Here is a 23523-nt window from a genome sequence, read left to right on the forward strand (position 1 = left end):
GAGAGAAATAAAATGAAAGGTGATATCGGTGTAATTGGCTTGGCAGTAATGGGCCAAAACCTAATCCTGAACATGAACGACCACGGTTTTAAAGTGGTTGCGCACAACCGTACTGCGGCCAAAGTTGACGAATTCTTGGAAGGCCCTGCCAAAGGCACCAACATCGTTGGCGCTTACACGCTGCAAGAGCTGGTCGACAAACTTGAAACACCACGTAAAGTGATGCTGATGGTGCGTGCTGGTGCCGTGGTTGATGCGTTCATCGATCAACTGGTTCCTCTGCTAGACAAAGGCGACATCATCATCGACGGTGGTAACACCAACTACCCAGATACCAACCGCCGCGTTGCTGCGCTGCGCGAAAAAGGCATTCACTTCATCGGTACTGGCGTATCCGGCGGTGAAGAAGGTGCACGTTTCGGACCATCGATCATGCCTGGTGGCGCACCAGAAGCATGGCCAGCAGTGAAACCTATCTTCCAAGCAATCTCTGCAAAAACTGACTCAGGCGAGCCATGCTGTGACTGGGTGGGTAACGACGGTGCCGGTCACTTCGTGAAAATGGTTCACAACGGTATCGAATACGGCGACATGCAGCTGATCACTGAAGCGTACCAGTTCATGAAAGATGGCCTGGGTATGACTGCAGAAGAGATGCAAGCCGTATTTGCAGACTGGAACACCACCGAACTGAACAGCTACTTGGTAGAAATCACCGCAGACATCCTTGGCTACAAAGATGAAGACGGTGAAGCGCTGGTTGAGAAAATTCTCGACACGGCAGGCCAAAAAGGGACCGGTAAATGGACAGGTATCAACGCACTGGATCTGGGTATTCCACTCACGCTGATCTCTGAATCTGTATTTGCGCGCTGCCTGTCTGCACTGAAAGACCAACGTGTTGAAGCCGAAAAACTGTTTGGCAAAACCATCACGCCAGTTGAAGGTGACAAACAAGTGTGGGTTGATGCACTGCGTCAAGCACTGCTGGCTTCAAAAATCATCTCTTACGCACAAGGCTTTATGCTGATGCGTGAAGCATCAAACGAAAACGGCTGGGATCTGAACTACGGTAACGTTGCGCTGATGTGGCGCGGTGGTTGTATCATCCGTTCTGCATTCCTGGGCAACATCCGTGATGCATACGAAGCAAACCCAGACCTAGCATTCCTAGGCTCTGATGATTACTTCAAAGGCATCCTGACAGGTAGCCTAGCCGCATGGCGTAAAGTGGCAGCGAAATCGCTAGAAGCGGGTATTCCAATGCCATGTACCACATCTGCACTGACCTTCCTAGATGGTTACACCACCGCTCGTCTGCCAGCGAACCTGCTGCAGGCGCAACGTGACTACTTCGGCGCGCACACCTATGAGCGTACTGACCGTGCACGTGGTGAGTTCTTCCACACCAACTGGACCGGTACAGGCGGTGACACTGCGTCGACAACTTACGACGTATAAGACGTAACTTGGGGCCATATCACCCCCAAGCCTACGCCTGACAATAGAGCATCAAGGAGGATGTTAACATCGTTAACATCCTTTATTTTTTGCTCAGATTTCCTACTTAGAGAACTAACAATGACCTCAAATATTGACTATGTTTTCGTTCCAAAGGGTTTGGAACAAGAAGCGGGTAAGGAAAAAAAACCACTGTCTGAGCAAGAAGCGAAGCGTCTTGCCATGGTGCAAAAAGCACAACAACAAGGCGGTTTATAAGTAAACCCACACATGAAAAAAAGCACCCTTGGGGTGCTTTTTTATTTGGTGCGTCGCGATGAACTCTGAGCGGCCATCCGCCGCGCTTTCATCCTTTGTGCTTTGGCTTGTGTCCTTTGCCCGGATTGTTTTTGCCTTTGAAACTACGATGTTCAGGTGGCTCAGCCTTGGGCTTTTTGCCGTCACACTCACCCGCCCCAATCGTGACGCCTTGGGTCGACACTTCCAAGCAATCCGCCGAGAGCGTCACCGGCTCATTGATGAGTTCGACCTTTGCTTGCGCAGCGCCACACAGCGTCGTGAGCACCATAACCATGCCAATACGTTTCATTTCTCTTCCTTATCAAACAGACTCGCACGCATTGAACTCGACTCTCATTTTCGGCTCAATATGCCGCTCGAACCCTGACAAGAAAATCACGTGCTACACACCGTTCGCTAAAAACCGTGGATAAAAAACGAGCGCCATGGGCGCTCGTTGTCATTGAGGATGATGAAAAATGCTCAGCACATTTAATGTACTTTAAACTGCCCGACAACGTGCGATAGGCCGTTCGACGTGTCTCCCAATTCACGGCTAATCACATCGGTATCCGACGCATTGTGATTGAGTTGACCAATCAGGTTTTGAATCGCCGCCATATTGCGGCTGATTTCCCCGGTCACTTGGCTTTGCTGCTCCGCAGACGTTGCCATCAGCGTGTTGAGGTCGTTGATTTCCACTACCGACGTGGTCACCGTGTTGAGTGAGGTCATCACCTTGTGCGTGCTATTCGATGTGGCTTCACAACTGCGACGCGTCGATTCCATCTTGGTCACCACGTTGTCGCTGGTTTGACGCAGTTTCGACAGCATATCGTTGATCTGCGCTGTGCTTTGCTGCGTGCGCGCAGCCAAGGCGCGAACTTCATCAGCCACCACCGCAAAGCCACGGCCCTGTTCACCCGCACGTGCCGCTTCAATGGCTGCGTTGAGTGCCAGCAAGTTCGTTTGCTCTGCAATGTCGCCAATCACTTGCAACACGGTGCTGATCTGTTTGGTGTCCTCGCTCATTGCGCCAATGGTGTGCGACATTTCTGCCACATCCGATTCCAACTCACTGACACTGCTCACGGCATCATTGACGGTGTGTTTCGATTCATCAGCGTACGTATTGGTGCGTTCGGTGAGTTTGGCCGCATCGGAGGCACTTTGCGCAATCGATGCCGCGGTGGCGCTCATCTCTTCAATCGCAGCAATCACTTGCTCGGTTTCCACCGTGTGCGATTGCAACATCTGAACGTTAGACGCCGATTGGCTGCTGAGCTGGTTCACCGCACCATCAATTTGCGACGAGGAACTGGAGACCTGAATGAACATGCCTTGCAGCTGTTCAATAAAGCGGTTGATGGAGGCGGAGATCTGGCCAATTTCGTCTTTCGACGTGGCCTCCAAGCGCTGCGTCAAATCACCGTTGCCTTGTGACAAACCGGCCACCAAATCTTTCAGACGCAACAGAGGTTTAAATGCAAAATGCAGCATCAGCACACTGAGCGGAATGATGATCGCAGCGCTCGCCAACAATGCCAAGGTGATCATCCAGTTCAAACGGTTGGTGTTGCTTTGAATCTTATCCAAATCGATATACCCAGTCAGCGTCCAGTTTTGGTCGCCCACTTTCACTTCGCGAGAAATCGGGAGCAAGTTCGCGCCGCTTTTATTGGAAAAGATCGTGACGTTGTTGCTAGAGGTCAATTCAAGGTAGCTGCCTTCCAGAGAATAGTTCTTCAGCACACTCGTCAGCTCATTCAAATCGAGCACAAAAAAGTTGACCGAATCATCCACGCGTTTGACCGAAATCGTCAGCATTGGATGCCCGTCTTCGATTTCAACCGGGCTGATGGTCGGTTCCATGCCTTGTGTTTCGGCCAACCCAATATATTTCTGCGCTTTGGCATCATCCATTGAGCCGGTGTCATCAAAAGCATATCCGCTCACAATCTTAATGATGCGGTAAAAGCCGGAGTTCTCTTTGGTATCGACGATGTCCATCATGCTGAAGTTCAAGCTGCTCGCGAGGGCAATTTTTGCGCCCAGTTCGCTATTGAGCTTGTGATCAACCAAGTCGATGTTGTGGGTAATGTTTTTGGTGTCTGACTGATAAATGTAACCACTGATAAAGTGGTTCACGCTCAGGTATGAGACAAGGATGGTGACGGTAATGATCGAGACTATTAAAAGTATTAATTTATTTTTAAACGAAAAGTTTTGCATGACACTTTACATCCATCAAAGTGATCTTAGTCCATGGGTATCCTACACATTGCAGTGCATCTGAAATGTAATGAAAATGTTTCTTATATTCATCTAAACAACATGCTATGCGAGCTTTGTTTTTCATGCAAATACTAAAGTTTAATATTCTGCCACTGATTGTATTTAAAATAGTCAACAAGGTGATCAATTAAGCTGCGCACGGCCGGAGCCAAATGTTTGCGCGATGGGTAGAGTGCATAAATATCCATCACATTCGGTTGCCATTGCGCTAACACCGGCACCAACTCGCCGCGCGCCAACGCGCTCTGCACCAAATAGGTCGGTTGCATGCTCACCCCCATACCCAACACGGCGGCACTGAGCAACGTGGTTGCTTCATTGGCGGTCAGGGCGCAGTGCACTTCCACCGCGGCTTGTTCACTTCCGCGGGTCAAATTCCACACATGGCGATCAAAGTTTTTGTACCCCAAGCAACGATGCTGCGCTAAATCGGCAGGCGTGCGAATGTCACTGGCGTTTGCTAGGTAATCAGGCGAAGCCACCAGCACCGAATCACAGCGCCCGATGCGACGACCAATCAACGACGGATCCGGATTGGCTGCGATACGAATTGCCAAATCTATGCGTTCCGTTACCAGATCTGCGGCTCGGTCTTGTACATCAATGTCGATCTCCACCTGCGGGTGCTCAGCCAAAAACGAATTGACCGCAGGGATCAATTGTGAAAAGCCAAACGACATGCTGGTTGCCACCCGAACTTTGCCTCGCAGCTCATCGCGATTGAGCAAACGATGTTGCAACCCTTCCGCTTGATCCACCCAAAGTGCCACTTCCGCCAAGCACTCTTCACCCGCAGTGGTTAACGACACTTTGCGCGTGGTGCGATTGAGCAATCGTACATTCAGCCAGCTCTCCATCGCATCAATGTAACGCGTCACCATAGGGCGTGACATCTCCAAGCGATCCGCCGTGGCGGTAAAACTGTTGGTTGTCGCCACATCAATAAACACTTTGGCCGCAATCAGTCTGTCCATAATTAGCTCGATTTAAGAAACAATGATGCTAATTATTCGCTATATATCCGAACAAGTCCAATCCGTACACTGCGCTCATCAACTCAACGAAGTGAATAGGACAACAACATGAAAACCACAATCGCATTAAGCACCACACTCCTGATGTCTGCTGGCACAATGGCAGCACAACCTTTGACGCTGGATATCTACAACGCCGATGGCAACAGCTTCCATGTCAACTCAACTCTGGTGTACGGTGAAACCGAAGCGATGGTGATCGACACTGGCTTTACCAAAGCCGACGCGCTGCGCATCGCCGCCAAAGTGGCCGATTCAGGCAAAACACTGACCACCATCTTTATTAGCCAAGCAGATCCGGATTACTACTTTGGCGCGGAAGTGCTGCATGAACTGTATCCGAACGCAAAAGTGCTGACCACGCCAGCGGTGCGCGCCACGATTGAAGAGAACTTGGCTGGCAAACTGGCTTTCTGGGCACCGAAAATGGGCAGCAACGCGCCGGTGAAACCGGTATTACCGACGGCGTATCACGGTCACACCCTGAATATTGATGGTCGCACCATTGAAATCCGCGGCAGCGAAGGCGAACTGAATCATCGCCCTTACTTGTGGATTCCAGCCAATCAGGCGATTCTAGGCAACGTGGCCGTCTACGGGAACGTACATTTATGGATGGCCGACGCGCAAAGCGATGCAGAGCGTCAGGCGTGGACTCAGCAGTTGTCTGACATGGCCGCGCTGAAACCGAAAATGGTCATTCCGGGCCACATGATGCCAGGCACCAAAACCGACAACAGCGCGATCAAATTCTCACAACAGTATCTGGCTGATTTTGCGAATGCGAAAGCGCACAGCAAAAATAGCCAGCAACTGATTGAAATCATGAAACAAGGTTACCCGACCGCTGGCTTGCCAATGGCACTGGAAATCGGCGCGAAAGTACATACAGGAGAGATGCAATGGTAACGGCTCACTATATTTTTGACCCAATGTGCGGCTGGTGTTACGGCGCCACCGCATTGATGGAAACCTTGGCAGCGCATCCCGACGTGAACTTGGTGATGCATCCGGGCGGCATGATGACACGCCGCCCCCTGAGTGATGACTTTCGCCAACACATTTTGGAAGCAGACCAACGCATCGCGGGCCTCACGCGCCAACCATTTGGTGACGCTTACATCGCCAGAGTGCGTAGCGGCGAAACCATCATGGTCGATTCGTACCTCACGGCGCAGGCGATTTTGGCCGCCGATATCGCAGAGCAATCACCATTTGCGATGTTAAAACGCATTCAGCAAGGGCATTATGTGCACGGCTTTGCGGTTGCAGAACGCAACGTACTTGATGGCATCGCCGCTGACATGGGCATCGACGCCGAGTCATGGCAGCGCGCCATGCAAGCAGCAGAAACATCGTTGATGGCGGAAATCGAGCGCACGCAAATGCTGATGTCACAATGGGGGCTGGGCGGTTTTCCATCCTTGGTGTTAGCACAAGACGGGCAGTTCAAATCCGTGCCAGTCAGCCACTATTACGGCCGCCAAAACGATTGGCAAGCCTTGTGGCAATCCATCACCGCCACGGCTTAACCCACACCTCACAACGCACCGATCTCGGTGCGTTTTTCTTTTGATTGCTCCTGTCCAAACAAACTTTTTTTGAATCCAATCACTTTTTCTGTTGAATCTGACTACACGAACCTTTACTTTAATAGACGTCTAAACGTCCTTACGTTTAAACATCTAATAAAAATAACGAGGTATTACTATGTCAAATCATGCTGTCAGTGTTCTCGACGGGGGAATGGGTCGAGAGTTGGAAAAACGTGGCGCGCCGTTCCGCCAGCCTGAGTGGTCCGCACTGGCAATGATCGAAGCACCGGAAATCGTACGGGACGTTCACCGTGCGTTTATTCAGAGTGGCGCCGACGTGATCACCACCAACAGTTATGCGCTGGTTCCTTTTCATATTGGCGAAGCCCGTTTTCACCAGGAAGCACAACTGCTCGCACACCGCGCAGGCGATGTGGCACGCCAAGCGGTTCAGTTGGAAGGCCAAGCAACGCGCGTTGCGGGCTCTATTCCGCCGCTGTTTGGTTCTTACCGCGCCGATCTATTTGATGCATCACGCGTTGCGGAGATTGCCACACCGCTGATCAACGGCTTAGCGCCGCACGTCGATTTCTGGCTGGCAGAAACGCAAAGCCTGATTGGGGAATCGGTCGCGGTGAAAGCGCTGTTGGATGCGCTGGATACACAACACAAACCGCTGTGGGTATCGTTCACCCTTGAAGACGCAGAGCCGACCGATGTGCCGCGTCTGCGTTCGGGCGAAACCGTGGCCGAGGCAATTCACGCCATGATTGCCCTCAACGTGAGTGCGATTCTGTTTAACTGCTGCCAACCCGAGGTGATTGAAGAAGCGCTCGCGATCGCGGCCAGCATTCTCAAAACAACCGGCGCGCAACAGATTCAATTGGGCGCGTATGCCAACGCGTTTCCTCCTCAACCAAAAGATGCGACCGCCAACGATGGCCTCGACGAGCTTCGCGCCGATCTCACCCCGCCCGCTTATTTGCTGTGGGCTGAAAAATGGCAACAACAGGGGGCGAGCTTGATTGGCGGCTGCTGTGGCATTGGCCCAGAGCACATCGCGACGCTCAGCCAACACTTCAGCCACGCTGGGTGATGGCATGCAGAACACACAAAAAATTGGTTTAACAGCGCTCACCGCGCTGGTATTTAGCTCCATGGTGGGCGCAGGCATTTTCAGCCTGCCGCAGAACATGGCCGAAGTGGCAGGCGTGGATGCAATTCTCACGGGTTGGCTCATCACCGGCGTGGGTATTTTGCTGCTGGCGGGCTGTTTTCTTCATCTCTCGCGCTTAAAGCCGGAGCTGGATGGCGGCATTTACACCTATGCGCGTACTGGCTTTGGTGACGTGGCGGGCTTTCTCTCCGCGTGGGGTTACTGGCTGTGCGCCACCATCGGCGTGGTTGGCTATTTGGTGGTGGCCTTTGCCGCCATTGGCGCGTTTGTGGACACCCCCGACTCGGTATGGTTTGGCGATGGCAATACGCTCGCGGCGTTCATCGGTGAATCCATCATTTTGTGGTCGGTACACTATTTGGTGCTACGCGGCGTCAAACAAGCAGCGTTCATCAACCTACTCGCCACGCTGGCCAAAAGCCTGCCGCTGATTGCGTTTATCATTTTGGCGTATCTGGCGTTTGAACCCGCGACGTTCAATCTCGATCGTGCAGGCCGCTCACTCGACACCCCATTTATGGATCAGGTGAAAAGCACCATGCTGATCACGCTGTGGGTCTTCACCGGCATTGAAGGGGCGATCGTATTGTCGATTCGAGCCAAACGCCGCGAAGACATCGGCAAAGCAACCTACCTCGGCGTGATCTTCGCGCTGGTGTTGTACGTGGCGATTACATTGCTCTCTCTCGGTGTGATGAGCCGTGGTGATGTCGCGGCATTGAGCAACCCGTCGATGTCTGGCTTGATGGCGCACATGAGTGGCAGCCTCGGTCAATGGTTCATTAGTCTTGGGTTGATTGTGTCCGTGCTGGCTTCGTATTTAAGCTGGATTCTCTACTCCGCCGAAGTGCCTTGTACCGCTGCACAGCACGGCGCCTTTCCGCGCTTTTTTGCCAAGCAAAATGAGCAAGGCACCTCGACTGCATCCCTTACCCTGACCAGCCTAACCGTACAACTCTGCTTGGGGCTGATTTTATGGACGGGCGAGAGCTACAACACCTTGGTGTTGGTCTCTACGTCGATGATTTTGGTGCCGTACTTTTTGGTGGGTGCTTATCTGGTGAAAGTGGCGTTTGAACAACGCTGCCGCTGGCGTATCAAAGCCATTGGTTTGGGGGCCAGCGTCTATGGATTGTGGTTGATTTATGCTGCAGGGCTCAACAGTTTGGCACTCTCGACCCTGCTCTACATTCCAGGGTTGATGGTGTTTTTCTACAGCCGTCGTAAGCATCGCCAACTGGCGCTGCAACCTTAACCCTGTTCTTTCGTTTGCTCTGCCCTTTGCTTGGTAAAGGGCAGACGCGCACTGCTCTTGGCATCGGCATTTAGCTCCTGCGCCAACTGCTTCCAACCCTGCACTTCATTGCGAAAATAGCGCACTTGCTTGGGTGTTGCCAAACGCACGATCTTCACCACATACGCATTCCCGACGCCATCGTTATACGCCTGTTTGGCTTTCAGCACCGGGCTGTAGTACTGCTCTGGCTCAAACAACAAGGTTTGCAGATGCACAGTAAATCTTGCTTCATCATGGCGTTCATCGAGCAGCAGGCGGAGTTCATGACGCAAACGGGTTTGAAACGCCATCCAGTCGTGGGGCGTCACCTGCACCTCACTCGCCCACTGGGTCACCAATGTTTGCTGCACTGGCGTCAAATCGCCCAGCCACTGCGCCATCCGTTCGGAGAGACGTTCGACATAATGATCGCGGATCTCAGGCTCGCTGAGTCCCTGATATTTATCGGCGAATTTCTGATGGCGCTTGGCCACCCCCTGCAAAAACTCCTCAGCTTGCGCCTCGCTGAGGGTATTGGCAAGCTGATACACATCGGGCAAAAACTTCACCAGTAAGCGTTGGTAGTGCTCATTGATCAACGCTTGCTGCTGCTGGAGATCGCGCTCGGTAAAATGTGTTGGATCGAGCGCCAACCACTGCTCCAACTGGTCAATGTAGGCCGGTAACTCCGCGCTTTGATGCCACTGACTAAGCAGCATAATGCGATCGCTGAGCCGATCTTCCTGCGCGTCGGTCAGATCGACGTAATCTTCCAGATAGTCGATCACGAACCAGTCGATGTTGTGATACACAAATTTAGTGCCGCATCCCACCAGCAGCATTGTGCTGAGCAGAAGCGTTGTCCATTTCGCCATGCCGTTTTATCCCTGTTGCTTTGTGAGTAACCATAGTCACTGAAATCGCATGATGCGACTTTCGCACACGCTGATGAACTTATGGCGACATGGCCGAAGAAAGCAAGCCCCCTCGTTCGATGTACACTCCCTTGCGTCCACTCGTTGTTTTGTCGTGCGCTGCCGAGCGTTAGATATTGATTAACGACTCACGATAAGCACGCAGCGAGCGTTCATCTTGGTGCGTAAAACGATGGATGGTGGTTTTGAGCATTTGTGTCAGCGGTTCATAATCGTCTGGCAGTGTGGCAATGAAGTTTACTGGGTTAGCCACGCTTTGCCCCAACAGCACCATCGGATTGGTCAACTGTTCTATCAATGACAAGGTTTCTTCAATTCGCTCCTGCTCACTCGATTCCACAAAACGTCCTTCCAGAATATCCTGATACAACAAAGACTCCGGTTGCACCGCGACAGACGTCATATACATATGTGTGGGATGCAGCTGGTTGAGCACCTGCGCAGTATGACGCGCGTTTCGTTCGCCATTGCCTTTTCCCGCAAGCCCGCCAAGAAAAATGACGCGATAAGCGATGCCAGCTTGTTCAAGTTTCTGACATTCGCGAAGGATATCGGCAGACGTGTAGCCCTTATCCATCTGCGCCAGCACGTCATCATCACCACTTTCAATCCCGATCACTAAATCGTTGATGCCTTCGGCTTTGAGTTGCTTGAGATCGTCAACGTCCTTGTTGAACATGCTATCCACACGCGCATACATGCCGATGTTGATGGTGGGAAAATAACGGCGAATCATTCGAGCGAGATCGACTAACTTGGCAGTTCTCAATGTAAAGGGATCGCCGCCAACTGCATAAATGCGTTTGGCATTGGGGTTAACGCGTTGCGCCTCTTGCAGATCGTGCTCCACCTGCTTTTTCGGTGCAATGCGATACGGCGTATCATAATAAAAGGTGCAAAAACGACAGGAGTTATGGGTACACCCGACCGTCACTTCTAACAAAATACTGTTGGCTTCATGGGGAGGACGGATGACCGGACCAGTGTAGTGCATTGCTGCCTTCCTTACTCTGATGAGTTCTCTGTGTTCATGCCACACCCGGCAGCGATGAACGTCGGTGATGTAAGAAAGCCGATCATTACTTATTCCTTAAACACCAAAAAGACCTAAAAAAGAATGACAGTATGGAAAATAATTCCACAATCACCCCAAAATAAAACGGCACAACAGGGTGAGTGTTGTGCCGTTGAGGCAGGATCGCGCCTATCGATGGTGTCAATGAGCGCGTGGCGGGCGGGCGATATGCCACAATCGGGCGACGTTCTCGGCCAAATCAGCGAGGTTGAAGTCGGACTCTTTGAGCGCATCATCTAGCGTCATGGCCCGTGGCACCGCGGCAAACACAGCGTCGATGCCGCACTCATACACGGCTTGGTAGTTATCACCCGTGCAGCCCGACAATGCAATCACCGGAATATCAAACCGCTTGGCCACTTGCGCCACGCCCATCGGGGTTTTGCCATGAACCGTTTGACTATCAATGCGCCCTTCACCGGTAATCACTAGATCCGCCCCCTCAACCAACTCGGCCAATTTGACCGTTTCGAGCACGATGTCGATACCCGGCTTGAGCACCGCTTGCGTATAGCCCAATAGCGCCGCGCCCATACCGCCTGCCGCGCCCGCGCCCGCCGCATCGATGACGCTTTTACCGGTCGCGTGTTGGGTGAGCACACCAAAGTTCTTGAGCGCATCATCCAACAATGCAACATCCGCCGCGGTGGCCCCTTTTTGCGGGCCAAAGATGGCCGATGCGCCTTTCGGGCCACACAGCGGATTGTTCACATCGCTGGCGACCAGAATTTCACACTGGTTTAGCCTTGGGTCGAGCGCTTTGAGATCAATCTGCGCCAGTTCCATCAGGCCGCCACCGGTCAGCGCAATGCTATCGCCATCCCGGTTGAGAAAGCGCCCCCCCAATGCGGCCAACATGCCAACCCCGGCGTCGTTGGTTGCGCTGCCGCCCAAGCCGATGATCAAACGTTTCACGCCGTGATCCAGTGCATGACGAATCAGCTCACCCGTGCCAAAACTGGTGGTCAGTTTCGGGTCACGCTGCGCAAGCGGTACATGGTGTAACCCGCTTGCTGCCGCCATTTCAATCACTGCGGTCTGGCCATCGCCCAACATGCCATAGAAAGCATCAACGGGCTTATTTTGCGGCCCTTTGACGGTGAGATGCACCAAGTGACCTTCGGTGGCATCTACCAACGACTGAACCGTACCTTCACCGCCATCCGCCACGGGCACGAAGACAAATTCAGCGTCCTGCCACACTCGCGCGAGCCCAGCATGGATGGCGTCACTGACCTGTTTCGCCGTTAAACTTTCTTTAAACGAATCTGGGGCGATAACCACTTTCATATCACTCTCCTCAATTAAATGACAACAAGACGAATTACAACAGGAGCAAGCTCAATAGATAGACGACGATCATTGCTGTCACGCCCTGCACCAACGTTGCCATGGTCTGCGCGCGGTACGCAAGGCCAACACTCATGCGGCTAAATTGCGACACCACCCAGAAGAAACTGTCGTTGGCGTGCGATACCGTCATCGCACCCGCGCCAATTGCCATCACGGTGAGCACGCGGCCCATTTCAGAATCGAGCCCCAATTGGCTTAGCATAGGCGCCACCAAAGCCGACGTGGTCACCAGTGCCACCGTCGAAGAACCTTGCGCCGATTTCAATGCCGCCGCGACGATAAATGGCATAAAGATGCCCACACCCAGAGCTGATAACGTGGTGCCGAGGTAGTCGCCCAGTGGCGTCGCTTTCAATACCGCGCCAAACGCGCCGCCTGCACCAGTGATGAGCAAAATCGGCGCTGCAGCTGTAATGCCTTGGCTGATGCGTTCACCAAATTCCACCACTTTGTTGTCGGATTTAAGCAGGCTAACCGACAAGAATAGACCAATCAGCAGTGCCGTGAGTGGCTGACCCAAAAAGCTCAGCAGCTCAAAGAGCACGCCTTCACCCAGCGGATGGCTTGGGAATTTCGCCACCGAGCCCAAACAAATCAGCAGAATCGGCACGAAGATCGGAGCAAATGCCTGAGTGGCGCTTGGCAGCTTGCCATACGACGCTTTCAGCGCTTTCCAATCTTGTTTCAGGTGTTCTTCATGATCGAGACCATCCGGCTCTACGGTTTTGAAACGGTTCGCCCACAGCATGCCGGCAATCGCCGCTACGGCTGCCACAAACACGCCCACCGCGATCACCAAGCCCAGGTTGGACTCCAGCCCGAGGTTGCCTGCGGCCGCAATCGGCCCCGGCGTCGGTGGCACAAAAGTATGCGTGGCGTAAAGGCCCGTCGCCAACGCCACACTCATGGCGACGCTGGACGTGCGCAGGCGTTTGGCGAGCGACTCTTTGAGCGAGTTAAGGATCACAAACCCAGAATCACAGAACACCGGAATCGAGACGATGTAACCGATGATGCTCATGGTCAAGGTGGGGAAACGCTCGCCGAGCAGTTTAATCACGGTGTCCGCCATGGTGATGGCTGCGCCGCTTTTCTCTAAAATCACGCCGATGATGGTGCCAAGCACGATCACCAGACCAATGTAGCCCAGAATGCCACCAAAGCCAGAAGCGATGGTTTTCGCAATGCTCTCTGCCGGCAGTCCATAGGCAAACGCCGCGAGAAATGCCGCGACGATCAGTGCTAAAAAGGGGTGTAACTTAAACTTGGTGGTCGCGAGCACGATAAACGCGATCACTGCCAGCAGAATCAGGATAAGACTCATAATAACTCCATGTCATTTTTATCAGGTTCAGGCCTCAAAGCGGGCCTGTGTAGGGTGAGTCTATTATCCGAACTCTGCGCCCCGATTCCTTTAGGCAAGTCGCCAAATAAACAGGGTGAATCATTGTAACATTTTGTGCATGCGCACAAATTGCGCCTCATTCTGAGATCTGACACGCAATATATAGTTCCACCAACCCCACGAAACTTTGGGTCGAGATTCCGGTGATGTCGGTGATCTTATCCAGCCGATACCGCAGCGTATTGCGATGGATATAGAGCGCGTTGGCGCACTCAGACAAATTGCCGCCACAGACAAACAAGGTGTGCAGCGTTTTCATCAGTTGACCAGAACGATCCCGCTGTTTGAGTTTGTCCACCGACTCACACAACTGCTCGCCCTGCCAATAATCGCGTAACGGCGACATCAGCACCGGCAGCCGCAACGTCTCAAACAGATGCTTGTGTTGCTTGGGGTGTTTTTCTTTGCCCAGCCGCAGCACCTGTTTGGCGCTCTGGTAAGAAAGATGCAGCGCATTGGGGTCAAGGAACATCTGGCCCAGCGCGATATCGTAACCGTCGATCTGGTGCTCCCTGAGGCGAGCGATCAATTTATCGATGCGCAAGCTCTCATCATCGCTGGTCCAGTGCTCGGGATGTTTGACCGGTTTGAGCACCACAATTTCGTTCATCGACACCACCGCGACCAAATTGTCGCGCTCCGGATGCTCGAGCAAGTCAACCACCTGACGCACGCTGTCGACATGCTTTGCAGCGGTTTGCTGGCGAAATTCAATCACCACCGCCACGCGCGGTTGGGTGACATCCAGCGACAAACGCGTCGCCCACGCCGTCAGCTCGTCTTGATTCAATTGGTCGTTGATCCAAGCGGTGATGAACTCTTCACGGTGGCGGCGATCCCATTGTAACTGTTCGACCAGTTCCGCTTGATCGATGATCATCTCCGCACTCATTTTGACCAAATTGGCAAACTCACGAATTTCATCCGGCTCCCCCGTCACACCGACTACGCCCACGACCTGCGCGCCCTGTTTCAACAGCATGTTGATGCCCGGCTTCACCCCTTTCAACGACTGACAACTGTGGGAATTGAGTTCGATGGAATCCCCATGCTTGAGCGCCAGAATGGCGCCATCATGCACATGGCCAAGGCGGTCGCGGTCACCGCTGCCGATGATGATGCCCGCGTGATTCATGACGTTGATGTTGTAGCCAATGATCGACATGGTGCGATCAACGATCTGCTGCGCCAAGTTTGCATCTAACATGATGTTCTGTCCTAATGATCAAATGGGTCACCGATGAGCTTATATACGTTAATCGTATGAACGTCTTTTTCAATCGCTGTTTTTGTGAGTACGCACAACACCGATTCGGTCGTCACGCCGATCGCCCGTTGCTGCGCAGACTTTTCGATGCTTCCATTCGTCAGTTAAGGAGAACCCGATGAAACCTCAAGTTGTGCTGTACAAATCCCTGCCCCCCGACGCGCTGCGCACGTTACAAAACCACTTCGATGTCATTCAATTTGATGGCGTTCATGATGACAATTTCGCTGCGTTTAAGCAGGCGTTAACTCAGGCTGAAGGCTTGATTGGCAACGGCGTAGAGATGACGCCTGAATTGCTTGATGGTGCGCCTAAACTGAAAGCAGCGGCCACTATTTCAGTCGGCACCGACCAGTTCGATCTCGACTATTTGAGCCAACGAGGCATTCCACTGATTCACACACCGAGCGTGCTCGATGAAACCGTCGCTGATACGGTGATTTTGCTGGCGCTCGGCGCAGCGCGGCGCGCAGGAGAAATGTCCGCAATGGTCAAGGCAGGTCGCTGGACACAGAACCTCACTCCAGCGCAGTTTGGCGTCGATTTTCACGGCAAAACGCTTGGCATTGTGGGTATGGGACGCATTGGCTACGCCGTCGCCAAACGGGCGTACTATGGGTTTGGCATGTCGATTTACTACCATAACCGCTCCATCAATGGAGAAGCAGAACACGATTTCGGTGCGCTGCGGATGTCGTTGGATGATCTGTTGCAGGTGTCTGATTTTGTGGTGGTGTTGGTGCCGCTCAGCGAAGCGACGGAGAAACTGATTGGGGCCAAAGCGTTCAGTTTGATGAAACCCAGTGCGGTATTTGTCAATGCCGCGCGCGGCAAAGTGGTTGATGAGCAGGCGCTGATTCATGCCCTGCAAACTGGGCAGATTCGTGCTGCCGGGTTGGATGTGTTTGAAACCGAACCCCTGCCCGCCTCGTCCCCACTGACGCAGCTCGACAACGCCTTTTTGCTGCCACATATCGGCTCAGCCACCACTGAAACGCGCCTGAAGATGGTGCACTGTGCGGTCGATGGGTTGATCGCCGCAATGCGTGGCGATTACTCGCAATCTTGCGCCAATCGACGCCAACTCGAACACCCGGACGCGTAACCCGCAAAACGCGCCCTCGGGCGCGCTTTGTTAGGGCGTGATCACCACTTCTGAAAAATCCACCCAGCCATTGGCCAGCAGTTCGCTGGTGCTCACCGATTTGGCCACCGATAAAGTTTGCTGCACATGAAAGCGCGGCAAATAGAGTCCTTTTTTGATGAGCTTCTTCTCCAGCGCTTGGTAAGCTTTGAAACGCTTGGCTTCGGTCAACGGATAAATCGCCGCCAACGCCTCGTGAAGCCACTGCTGCTGCGCCGGCGTCATGCACGCTTGCAAGCTGGTGCTGGCCAATAACCATCCTAACCACGACATGTCCGCGTCATCGCCAAACACTTCACCAGACAAAATGATGTCGGCGTGTTGCAGCGTCGCCTGTTGGCAAAATTCAGGAAACGGCAACACCGACACCTCACAGGCAATCCCCAACTCACGCAACGCCGTCGCCAAATGATGTGCATAGTCGATGTGCTGGCCCAACGCGTACGTCTGCAGTTGTAGGGGCTGCGGCGGTTTGGTTTGCCTAACTCATCCGCCCATTGCTGCGCTTGATGAAGGTTTGCCGTCAGTCGCGCCGATGGCGACGACAACATCCCTTCCGCTTTGGCCACCTCATCTGCAAACGATGCGGGCGCGCCGAGCGCATCCAGGATTGCCATCAGCTTCTTCCGGCGACTTAAACTGCCCAGCCACGGCGAACGATTGGCGTTGAGCAGTATATATTCGCAGCCCGCTTCCCATTGCGCTTTCTGTTCGTAATCGGCCGCCTGAGCACGCGGCTCCAGCAATGGGTGGAACAGGTGACTGTTGGGGGCAAACTCTTTGGCTTTGTCCCCGACATTCCACACCTCGATGCCATCCACCCACGGGCGATAACCGTGATAATACCGCGACACGTTCATCAAGGTGCGCCACTCCGTTTGCTCAACCAACTCAAATGGGCCGCTGCCAATCACTTGCCCTTCGCGGTCTGCATCCCCCTCGAGCCACAATGCGATGCCCATTGCGCCCGCACACAGCAGTTTGGGCAAAAGCGTCGCTTCTACCGAACTGATGATCTCAAGTCGGTAGCGATCATGCACCTCAATCGCATCAATCAATTGATACAGCGAACGATAATGTTCAGATGTGGTGACCAACCGCGTGAAGTGTTGCTGCACGGAGTGCGCAGTCAGTGGCTCGCCATTGTGAAAGCACAACCCTTTGCGCAGGGTGATGGCCATGCCCCGTTCGGTGGTCTGAAAGGTCTGCGCCAAATCGCCACGATAACCGCGCGCTTGCGCATCAAAACGCAGCAAGTTCGCATACAAATAGCGAGCAAGGTGTTGTTCGGTACGGCGAGTAATATCAATAGGATCAAGTGCATGCGTGCCGCGATAAAACGGGATTTGCAAAATATCGTCACGGTGAGCGTGCGATTGATGGCGCGCGATGTATGCGGCAATAAATGCGTCGCGTTGGGCGGGCGCAATCAAGCTGATCGCCATCGCCACCTTCCCTTCTTCAATCCAGCGACGGGCTTTGTTCTCCAACATCGGTTGCGGATCTTTGAGTAAGGTGACAATTGGGAAATTACCGCGCCCCACGGAAGATTGCCAACGGATAATGCCGTTGCCCACCAGTTTTTTCACCACCAACTGCGCGTTGCGTTTGGTGCACCCCAACTCCTGCGTCAGGCGATCCAGTGAGAGCGGCACCGGGGCTGCAACAACCAACTGGTCGCGCAAAAAAGCCAGTGCTTTCCAGTAATGCATAAAGACGAAATCCTTTTTCTATCTTTCTATTTTTATTCATCTTTTATTTTCGATAATGATTCCACAACTTCGGTTAAAAAGGAACCAAAAATGAATACGTTAACGGATTATCGAATCTCTATCTGGAAAAGTTCCAGTTTTGTCATTCTATTCTCTAGTGCTTTTTTTGTCGCTTTGGGAAGTAAAATATACGACTTAGCTCTCCCATTGTTGGTCTACGAACTCACGCAATCGTCCCATATGATGGGCTGGATGCGAGCGGTTGAATTTCTGCCCAACCTCTTACTGGCGCTGTTCATCGGCGTGTGGGTGGATCGCTGCGACAAGAAATCGTGGTCGCAAGCCATGTTGCTGGGTCAAATCCTTACTATTTTGCTCTCCTACTCGGCGGTAAACTGGATGGCGGAGCCGCTGTATGTGCTGTTTCCGTGCGCGTTTTTAATGATGGCGTTTAACTACGGCTATCACAATGCGCGCATGGCGATGCTCAAATTGGCACTGCCGCACGCGCAGCAAAATACCGCCACGGCGCGCATGAGTTCGCTCTACAGCCTGATGGAAACTGTCGGGCCGGTGTTGTCCGGCGCACTGCTGCTGTTGTCTGAACTACATCAAATCTTTCTTGGTTTGGCGTTGTTGTGGTTGCTGGCGTATTGGCAACTGAATCGCCTGACGTTGGAAACTCCTCAAGTGAGTGAGCACCCACCCGTGTGGCAAGCGCTGCGCGAGGGATGGCACGTGCTCTACCACGAAAAGAACATGTGGCGGATCACGCTGGCAGTGATGGTGATGAACACCACCGGTTCGATCTTTTGGATTCAGTCGATCTACGTTGCCAAAGCAGACTTATCGCTGAGTGCCATCGACATCGGCTATATGGTTGCTGCTTCAGGCATTGGCGGCGTGTTGAGCGCATTTGTCGCCGACACGGTACGGCGTCAAATCGGCCTTGGAAAACTGCTCATTCTCAGCATTGCGCTGGAATCGGTTGGGTTCATTCTGCCCGTACTGAGCCAAACGCCAATGATGTTGATCGTGGCATTCTTCTGGGTCTCTGCGGTGGGTCTGTTTAGCAACATTTGTATCTGGAGTTACCGCCAAGAGGCATTTTCGCAGCAGCACTTGGGCCGCATTGCTGGGCTGACGGGCTCACTGTTTAAACTGTTGATGCCGTTTGGTTTGGCCGCATCCGGTTACTTAATGACACGGTATGGTTCAACGATGCTGTTCAGTGCCTGCTTCGTGGTGCAATTTGTAGTGGCGATTTTTTTGCTTTTCAGTAGAGTGAGAGCGATACCGTAATCGACGCGCGAACCACTGGACATACTCGATGAAGCTCTCTTTTCGCCCCGCCACCGACGCCGATGATGAATTTGCTTTTGAGCTCAGAAAGGCCACCGAGCACGATTTAGTGACGCAAACTTTTGGATGGGATGAAGCGTTGCAGCGAGCGCTTCATCGTCAAGAATGGAAATCGGGATTACCAACTCTCATTTGTGCCGACGACCAACCGATCGGCACCTACATGCTGCATGACAAAAACGACACACTCTATTTTTCGCGCTTTTTCATTCTGCCAGCCTATCAAGGCCAAGGCATTGGCAGCCAAGTTCTGCGAGACATCACCGAGTTTTCGAACCAAGCCAAGCGGCCGTGTTTGCTGTGCTACCTGCAAGGCAACCGCGCTGCTCATCTCTATCAACGCTTTGGTTTTCAGGTGTATCGCGAAGACGCGCCGTTCGTCTATATGAAATACAGCCCCGTCAGCCACACGGCGCCATAAAGCAGCGCCGTGAATAGACGCGCACCCTCAACGACCAATTAAGTATCGGAATGCGCCATCGAACGATGTGATGGGCTGCCCGCGTGCACCAAGCGGTCAACTAACGTGGGCGGCAGCGGCCGCGAATCATGCAAAACCAACCAACGCACGTCACCTTCGCAGCTCCGCTGCTCTCGATACGCCCCTTTGACGCACACGTAATCATTCGAAGCGGGCAATAATGTATCGATGGGAAACGGCTGGCTAAACTCATGGTTCAGCAGCCGATCAGACGAGAGGCTGTCCACATACCGCTTAAACCGCAGGCTTTGTTGATCGCGTTGATACAGCATCGTCAGGATCATCAGATGCCCCGCGGCATCCGCGTTCACAAAATGCGCTTCCATCGTGTCACTGCCCTCGTCATCGTGGGTAAACGAGTCAAAATGCAGATGAATCTGCTGTAAGTGGTAGGCCGTTCCCCCCACATACAGTTGGTTTTGGCCGTTAAAGCCTAACACCAGCACATCGTTGGTTAAGGTGGAGGAAATCACCTGTCCGGCGTATAACCGAGTGATGGCGTGGGCATCTCGAATAACCAATTGCCCCAGAAAATCGTAGTCCAACACCAGCTCAGGGGCGCGTTGGGATGACTGAAAATCGTCATCAAAATGGTGAGGCGCTGGCGCTGAACATTTCCATAACAGCAGGCAGAGCGCGATGAAGGCAAGCGTCCAATTCTTCATGAAACGAGGAATCCATAGTCAAACAAAAACGGGCATCACACGTCAGGCCGCGGCTATCGCTTAATGCAATAACCGACGCCATAAATGGTTTCGATGCCAATGTCCGGAAAGTACTCTCTCAAGCGTAAAATATGCGTATCCACAGTGCGCGTGTTGAGTGAACAGGAGTATCCCCAAACTTTTTCCAGCAATTCTGAACGCGAAAACACCTTACCGATATTCAGCGAGAGGAAGAAAAGCAGCTCAAATGCCTTTTTGGACAGATGATAACGGTCGCCTTTGTACCAAGTTTCCCAAGTCACGCGATTGATCGAAAAACCGACATCAGAAAACTCAACCTGATATCGGACCTCGCGATCTTTGGAAAACTTTCTGAGATGCGCTTTCACACGCGCATACATCTCGAGGCCAGAAAAAGGGCAATCCAGAAAATCGATCGCCCCGCTATCGAGCCATCTCACCTTGTCTGCGACCGTACACCCGTCACCGACCATCATCACCGGCACGTTTTTCAACGCCAGTAACATGGGCAGATCAAACGTGGACTGGTCTTTTTTCACATGCCAAATCACCAAATCTGCTTTTAACCAATCGGACTTGGCAGAAAAGAGTTTACGGTGATGCACACATGCGTAACCTACGATTTCAAAACTTAAGACCAACGCCGAAGCGATGGCATTATCTTGATCAATAATAAGAATATTTTTAGACAAAGCGACAACCTAGAAATGAATAGACTAAATAGTATTTTTTAAATTAAGCACTCGTATTTCCGCCCAATAATGCCCTTGAGCAAGATCAGCTTTCGTTGAGCGAACTAACTTCAAATCTTTTTCAGTTTCAATACCTTCGATCAATACATGGCCACAGAAATTTTTACTCTTTGCAATCAAAAAATTGAGGAGCTTTTTATTTTTTCTTAATGTCCAAAATGTTTCTTTATCAATTTTCCCACCATAGAAATGAATCCCCGCGTCAATGAAGAAATCCATCAGGTCTTCGTTCAAATCATCAGCCCAGAGTTCCACACCCAATGCTTGAAGTTTTTTCACTTGATAACGCAGCTGATTGATTTCAATGGGTTCAAATTGATAGACATCGTGAAGATCCTGTAATTCCACAGAAATTGAAGTTGGAATCATACCAATGGTTTTTATCTCTAAGAGCAGATCATTGGTTAATATCTCTCTCAATGGGAGGTTGATGTAGATACGACAATTCGTAATGTCTTTAATGAGCTCCAACTGATTAAAGAAAAGACATTTCTTCGTTGAATATTCCAGACGATCAAATGAAGCCTCTACGTCAATATTCGGCTCACACACAGAAAGCATTTCATAAGCAATTGTGGTAAGGTTATCCAAATCAACGATCGGTTCAAACTTCAAATCATTAATAAATGGAACATCGATTTTTATATTGTCTATAGCTATTTTCACGTCATTGAATGATGTGAAATTTATGTTTGGATAAATCATTATTATATTTCACCGACCAATACTTTCTCATAACTGATTTGCCACTGTCATTGGCGCATATCGGCAAGCATCGATAGCAAGACGAGCGGCTTGGGATAAGATACATAAGAAAAATCTAAACAAATACATTATAAAGGCATTTGAATAATATCTAGAATTTTTACCTGTTTAATTTAATTTTTTAAACAATTCATGCTAATATTTATGTTTGTGTAGCATTTATCATTAATATCAAAAACCATAATTCAAACGTATAAAAAACAACCACATCAACTGGTAACCATTTGATTTAATGCTATAATGTTTTCAGTTTACAATGTTGGAAAAAGCGAATGAAATTGCTTCTCAATCATACGGTCATCTATAACTCAAGCGATGGCACGCTCAAGCTATCAGATGCAGAATCCGATCATGAAAGCCTCACGCTGACACCAACCGCTAATCGTTTATTGGAATTATTGTCGAAACATCACGGTACACCAATGGAACGTGATGTTTTATTGATGGAAGGTTGGGATAAGTTTGGATTAAAGGGGTCGTACAGTTCACTCAATCAATATATTAGTCAACTGCGAAAGACGTTGCATAAATTTACGGGCGTGGATGATATTATTTTAACCATTCCTAAAGTTGGATTTATGCTGAACAGCGAGTTCCCCATTAAAAACATGGAACCGGAACCCATTGCCGCATTGGAATCAACGGCCAAAGCACATCATGTCCCCAAGAAAAAAGTTACATTCAAGAAATATCTATACCCATTTCTTTACACCAGTTTATTTGGCGTACTGGTCACGGGCACGACTATCATTTCCAAAAAGTTTTATCAAGATGCTTACCATATCGGTAAAATTGAGCAGTGTGATGTGTATAATTTTAGAAAGCGTTCCGATGAAGGCATCGCCTTTCAATTATCCATTCTCAAAGAAGAAATGCAGAAGTTGAATATTCATTGTGGTAAGACAGAAAAAGTTTTTTTCCATAGTCAAAACAGCTTATTTTACGGTCACTCTGGTCGACTGTTTTTCTCTAAATGTTTTTTAGTGGATGGCAAGTTTTCTGCTTGTGAGAATTACTATTACTACCAATGGAAGAAAAATGAAAAAATTAATCACCTTTAGTTTAATCGCTTCAATTTCCGCTGGGTATCTTTACTATGATTATGATAAGGCGAGATATTTGTCGTCGACTTGTCGAGCTACGCTCAATTATTATAACAGCGATGACATTAACAATGATTTTTCCATGTATGCTGATATCGCATTTACGTTCCATAAAAACAAAACGGGAACCGTGTTTATCTCGGGCGATGCTGTGTATCAAGGGCAACGATACGTGATTCATAAACGAGAGAATTTCAATTACGAACACATTGATAATAACAATTACACCTTCTCTATCAATCAATCCGAGAGTTTGTTCAAAGACGGCATGCAAAACGATGTCATGGATAAATACTTACCTTCTTTGATTGTGGGTACATCGCGTTCCATAACCTTGGAAATGATCAACGTGAACACCCTGCTCATTTCAAATCGCTATGCCCCCGTTCTCACTTGCGTCATTGATCAATAAAGCGCCCTAAGGCG

Annotated in this window: 24 protein-coding genes; 11 read left to right on the forward strand and 13 right to left on the reverse strand. The window is 51.1% G+C overall.

The features are described from left to right. The first annotated feature begins 12 nt into the window (after positions 1 to 12). On the forward strand, positions 13 to 1461 hold the full coding sequence (gene gnd, locus ACS18Q_RS20280) for a decarboxylating NADP(+)-dependent phosphogluconate dehydrogenase (RefSeq protein WP_143679949.1): 1449 nt from the start codon (positions 13 to 15) through the stop codon (positions 1459 to 1461). Positions 1462 to 1581: 120 nt separating this feature from the next. Then, positions 1582 to 1719 (forward strand): hypothetical protein, encoded by a 138-nt coding sequence (locus tag ACS18Q_RS20285; RefSeq protein ID WP_004727016.1) that lies wholly within the window; start codon positions 1582 to 1584, stop codon positions 1717 to 1719. Positions 1720 to 1807: 88 nt separating this feature from the next. On the opposite strand, the gene ACS18Q_RS20290 is transcribed toward ACS18Q_RS20285, so the two are convergent. From ACS18Q_RS20290 to ACS18Q_RS20300, 3 genes are all read right to left on the reverse strand, one after another. Beyond that, positions 1808 to 2050 carry a CG2 omega domain protein gene (locus ACS18Q_RS20290; RefSeq protein ID WP_441257776.1) on the reverse strand — a complete coding sequence of 81 codons (243 nt, stop codon included), beginning with the start codon at positions 2048 to 2050 and terminating at the stop codon, positions 1808 to 1810. Between the two features lie 182 nt (positions 2051 to 2232). Beyond that, positions 2233 to 3972 carry a methyl-accepting chemotaxis protein gene (locus tag ACS18Q_RS20295; protein WP_441257777.1) on the reverse strand — a complete coding sequence of 580 codons (1740 nt, stop codon included), beginning with the start codon at positions 3970 to 3972 and terminating at the stop codon, positions 2233 to 2235. Positions 3973 to 4106: 134 nt separating this feature from the next. After that, the gene (locus ACS18Q_RS20300; protein ID WP_238809942.1) at positions 4107 to 5009 is read right to left on the reverse strand and encodes a LysR family transcriptional regulator; all 903 of its coding nucleotides are present in this window, start codon (positions 5007 to 5009) and stop codon (positions 4107 to 4109) included. A gap of 108 nt (positions 5010 to 5117) precedes the next feature. Here ACS18Q_RS20300 and ACS18Q_RS20305 point away from each other — a divergent pair, with 108 nt between their 5' ends. The 4 genes from ACS18Q_RS20305 (at position 5118) to ACS18Q_RS20320 (ending at position 9036) form a co-directional block, all read left to right on the forward strand. Further along, positions 5118 to 5978, forward strand: a complete 861-nt coding sequence (locus ACS18Q_RS20305) for an MBL fold metallo-hydrolase (RefSeq protein WP_441257778.1) — start codon at positions 5118 to 5120, stop codon at positions 5976 to 5978. Beyond that, positions 5972 to 6601 (forward strand): DsbA family protein, encoded by a 630-nt coding sequence (locus ACS18Q_RS20310; protein ID WP_441257779.1) that lies wholly within the window; start codon positions 5972 to 5974, stop codon positions 6599 to 6601. Before ACS18Q_RS20305 ends, ACS18Q_RS20310 begins: the two co-directional genes overlap by 7 nt. Positions 6602 to 6779: 178 nt before the next feature. Beyond that, a complete protein-coding gene (locus tag ACS18Q_RS20315) occupies positions 6780 to 7700 on the forward strand; it encodes a homocysteine S-methyltransferase family protein (RefSeq protein WP_283513973.1) in 921 nt (306 codons plus the stop codon). Positions 7701 to 7704: 4 nt separating this feature from the next. Further along, positions 7705 to 9036, forward strand: coding sequence for a basic amino acid/polyamine antiporter (locus tag ACS18Q_RS20320; protein WP_394625059.1), 1332 nt, complete (start codon positions 7705 to 7707; stop codon positions 9034 to 9036). On the opposite strand, the gene ACS18Q_RS20325 is transcribed toward ACS18Q_RS20320, so the two are convergent. The 5 genes from ACS18Q_RS20325 to ACS18Q_RS20345 form a co-directional block, all read right to left on the reverse strand. Continuing rightward, complete coding sequence (locus tag ACS18Q_RS20325) at positions 9033 to 9932, reverse strand: DUF6279 family lipoprotein (protein ID WP_394625058.1); 900 nt, start codon at positions 9930 to 9932, stop codon at positions 9033 to 9035. The genes ACS18Q_RS20320 and ACS18Q_RS20325 overlap by 4 nt on opposite strands. A 169-nt stretch (positions 9933 to 10101) precedes the next feature. Continuing rightward, positions 10102 to 10986, reverse strand: a complete 885-nt coding sequence (locus ACS18Q_RS20330) for a radical SAM protein (protein WP_143679941.1) — start codon at positions 10984 to 10986, stop codon at positions 10102 to 10104. Between the two features lie 222 nt (positions 10987 to 11208). Next, positions 11209 to 12357, reverse strand: coding sequence for a glycerate kinase (locus ACS18Q_RS20335; protein WP_441257780.1), 1149 nt, complete (start codon positions 12355 to 12357; stop codon positions 11209 to 11211). A gap of 34 nt (positions 12358 to 12391) precedes the next feature. Next, positions 12392 to 13744, reverse strand: a complete 1353-nt coding sequence (locus ACS18Q_RS20340) for a GntP family permease (RefSeq protein WP_441257781.1) — start codon at positions 13742 to 13744, stop codon at positions 12392 to 12394. A gap of 157 nt (positions 13745 to 13901) precedes the next feature. Continuing rightward, positions 13902 to 15035 carry a sugar diacid recognition domain-containing protein gene (locus ACS18Q_RS20345; protein ID WP_185962453.1) on the reverse strand — a complete coding sequence of 378 codons (1134 nt, stop codon included), beginning with the start codon at positions 15033 to 15035 and terminating at the stop codon, positions 13902 to 13904. Between the two features lie 175 nt (positions 15036 to 15210). Between ACS18Q_RS20345 and ACS18Q_RS20350 the strand changes: the two genes are divergently transcribed. Beyond that, entirely contained in the window at positions 15211 to 16197 is a 987-nt protein-coding gene (locus ACS18Q_RS20350) for a 2-hydroxyacid dehydrogenase (protein ID WP_441257782.1), read from the forward strand. Between the two features lie 30 nt (positions 16198 to 16227). Here the strand turns inward: ACS18Q_RS20350 and ACS18Q_RS20355 are convergent, their stop codons facing one another. Together ACS18Q_RS20355 and ACS18Q_RS20360 are read right to left on the reverse strand one after the other, a co-directional pair. Further along, positions 16228 to 16509, reverse strand: a complete 282-nt coding sequence (locus ACS18Q_RS20355; RefSeq protein ID WP_441257783.1) for a hypothetical protein — start codon at positions 16507 to 16509, stop codon at positions 16228 to 16230. Then, positions 16497 to 17948 carry an SgrR family transcriptional regulator gene (locus ACS18Q_RS20360; RefSeq protein WP_441257784.1) on the reverse strand — a complete coding sequence of 484 codons (1452 nt, stop codon included), beginning with the start codon at positions 17946 to 17948 and terminating at the stop codon, positions 16497 to 16499. The genes ACS18Q_RS20355 and ACS18Q_RS20360 overlap by 13 nt, the downstream gene beginning before the upstream one ends. A 90-nt stretch (positions 17949 to 18038) precedes the next feature. Here ACS18Q_RS20360 and ACS18Q_RS20365 point away from each other — a divergent pair, with 90 nt between their 5' ends. Both ACS18Q_RS20365 and ACS18Q_RS20370 read left to right on the forward strand, forming a co-directional pair. Beyond that, positions 18039 to 19250, forward strand: coding sequence for an MFS transporter (locus ACS18Q_RS20365; protein ID WP_441257785.1), 1212 nt, complete (start codon positions 18039 to 18041; stop codon positions 19248 to 19250). Positions 19251 to 19278: 28 nt separating this feature from the next. Then, positions 19279 to 19731 carry a GNAT family N-acetyltransferase gene (locus ACS18Q_RS20370; protein WP_004727031.1) on the forward strand — a complete coding sequence of 151 codons (453 nt, stop codon included), beginning with the start codon at positions 19279 to 19281 and terminating at the stop codon, positions 19729 to 19731. A gap of 38 nt (positions 19732 to 19769) precedes the next feature. On the opposite strand, the gene ACS18Q_RS20375 is transcribed toward ACS18Q_RS20370, so the two are convergent. The 3 genes from ACS18Q_RS20375 to ACS18Q_RS20385 are packed head-to-tail and all read right to left on the reverse strand — an operon-like array spanning position 19770 to position 21934. Further along, the gene (locus ACS18Q_RS20375) at positions 19770 to 20456 is read right to left on the reverse strand and encodes a carbonic anhydrase family protein (protein ID WP_014257589.1); all 687 of its coding nucleotides are present in this window, start codon (positions 20454 to 20456) and stop codon (positions 19770 to 19772) included. Between the two features lie 53 nt (positions 20457 to 20509). Further along, entirely contained in the window at positions 20510 to 21169 is a 660-nt protein-coding gene (locus ACS18Q_RS20380; RefSeq protein ID WP_004727033.1) for a response regulator transcription factor, read from the reverse strand. Between the two features lie 24 nt (positions 21170 to 21193). Continuing rightward, positions 21194 to 21934, reverse strand: coding sequence for an EAL domain-containing protein (locus ACS18Q_RS20385; protein ID WP_441257786.1), 741 nt, complete (start codon positions 21932 to 21934; stop codon positions 21194 to 21196). A gap of 332 nt (positions 21935 to 22266) precedes the next feature. On the opposite strand from ACS18Q_RS20385, the gene ACS18Q_RS20390 reads away from it, so the two are divergent. Beyond that, positions 22267 to 23055: a winged helix-turn-helix domain-containing protein gene (locus ACS18Q_RS20390; protein ID WP_055465758.1), complete on the forward strand. Its 789-nt coding sequence runs from the start codon at positions 22267 to 22269 to the stop codon at positions 23053 to 23055. Beyond that, positions 23033 to 23509, forward strand: a complete 477-nt coding sequence (locus ACS18Q_RS20395) for a hypothetical protein (protein WP_231623380.1) — start codon at positions 23033 to 23035, stop codon at positions 23507 to 23509. Before ACS18Q_RS20390 ends, ACS18Q_RS20395 begins: the two co-directional genes overlap by 23 nt. Positions 23510 to 23523 lie beyond the last annotated feature (14 nt).

The sequence above is a fragment of the Vibrio sp. Vf1514 genome (genome assembly GCF_052076135.1).
GTDB classification, from domain to species: domain Bacteria; phylum Pseudomonadota; class Gammaproteobacteria; order Enterobacterales; family Vibrionaceae; genus Vibrio; species Vibrio furnissii.

Coding starts and splice junctions, on each gene's coding strand:
- ACS18Q_RS20370 (WP_004727031.1), top strand. CDS start 19,279: ATGAAGCTCTCTTTTCGCCCCGCCACCGACGCCGATGATGAATTTGCT.
- gnd (WP_143679949.1), top strand. CDS start 13: ATGAAAGGTGATATCGGTGTAATTGGCTTGGCAGTAATGGGCCAAAAC.
- ACS18Q_RS20360 (WP_441257784.1), bottom strand. CDS start 17,948: ATGCATTACTGGAAAGCACTGGCTTTTTTGCGCGACCAGTTGGTTGTT.
- ACS18Q_RS20365 (WP_441257785.1), top strand. CDS start 18,039: ATGAATACGTTAACGGATTATCGAATCTCTATCTGGAAAAGTTCCAGT.
- ACS18Q_RS20290 (WP_441257776.1), bottom strand. CDS start 2,050: ATGAAACGTATTGGCATGGTTATGGTGCTCACGACGCTGTGTGGCGCT.
- ACS18Q_RS20320 (WP_394625059.1), top strand. CDS start 7,705: ATGCAGAACACACAAAAAATTGGTTTAACAGCGCTCACCGCGCTGGTA.
- ACS18Q_RS20310 (WP_441257779.1), top strand. CDS start 5,972: ATGGTAACGGCTCACTATATTTTTGACCCAATGTGCGGCTGGTGTTAC.
- ACS18Q_RS20375 (WP_014257589.1), bottom strand. CDS start 20,456: ATGAAGAATTGGACGCTTGCCTTCATCGCGCTCTGCCTGCTGTTATGG.
- ACS18Q_RS20350 (WP_441257782.1), top strand. CDS start 15,211: ATGAAACCTCAAGTTGTGCTGTACAAATCCCTGCCCCCCGACGCGCTG.
- ACS18Q_RS20335 (WP_441257780.1), bottom strand. CDS start 12,357: ATGAAAGTGGTTATCGCCCCAGATTCGTTTAAAGAAAGTTTAACGGCG.
- ACS18Q_RS20390 (WP_055465758.1), top strand. CDS start 22,267: ATGAAATTGCTTCTCAATCATACGGTCATCTATAACTCAAGCGATGGC.
- ACS18Q_RS20385 (WP_441257786.1), bottom strand. CDS start 21,934: ATGATTTATCCAAACATAAATTTCACATCATTCAATGACGTGAAAATA.
- ACS18Q_RS20315 (WP_283513973.1), top strand. CDS start 6,780: ATGTCAAATCATGCTGTCAGTGTTCTCGACGGGGGAATGGGTCGAGAG.
- ACS18Q_RS20305 (WP_441257778.1), top strand. CDS start 5,118: ATGAAAACCACAATCGCATTAAGCACCACACTCCTGATGTCTGCTGGC.
- ACS18Q_RS20330 (WP_143679941.1), bottom strand. CDS start 10,986: ATGCACTACACTGGTCCGGTCATCCGTCCTCCCCATGAAGCCAACAGT.
- ACS18Q_RS20295 (WP_441257777.1), bottom strand. CDS start 3,972: ATGCAAAACTTTTCGTTTAAAAATAAATTAATACTTTTAATAGTCTCG.
- ACS18Q_RS20325 (WP_394625058.1), bottom strand. CDS start 9,932: ATGGCGAAATGGACAACGCTTCTGCTCAGCACAATGCTGCTGGTGGGA.
- ACS18Q_RS20395 (WP_231623380.1), top strand. CDS start 23,033: ATGAAAAAATTAATCACCTTTAGTTTAATCGCTTCAATTTCCGCTGGG.
- ACS18Q_RS20340 (WP_441257781.1), bottom strand. CDS start 13,744: ATGAGTCTTATCCTGATTCTGCTGGCAGTGATCGCGTTTATCGTGCTC.
- ACS18Q_RS20300 (WP_238809942.1), bottom strand. CDS start 5,009: ATGGACAGACTGATTGCGGCCAAAGTGTTTATTGATGTGGCGACAACC.
- ACS18Q_RS20285 (WP_004727016.1), top strand. CDS start 1,582: ATGACCTCAAATATTGACTATGTTTTCGTTCCAAAGGGTTTGGAACAA.
- ACS18Q_RS20355 (WP_441257783.1), bottom strand. CDS start 16,509: ATGTCGTGGTTAGGATGGTTATTGGCCAGCACCAGCTTGCAAGCGTGC.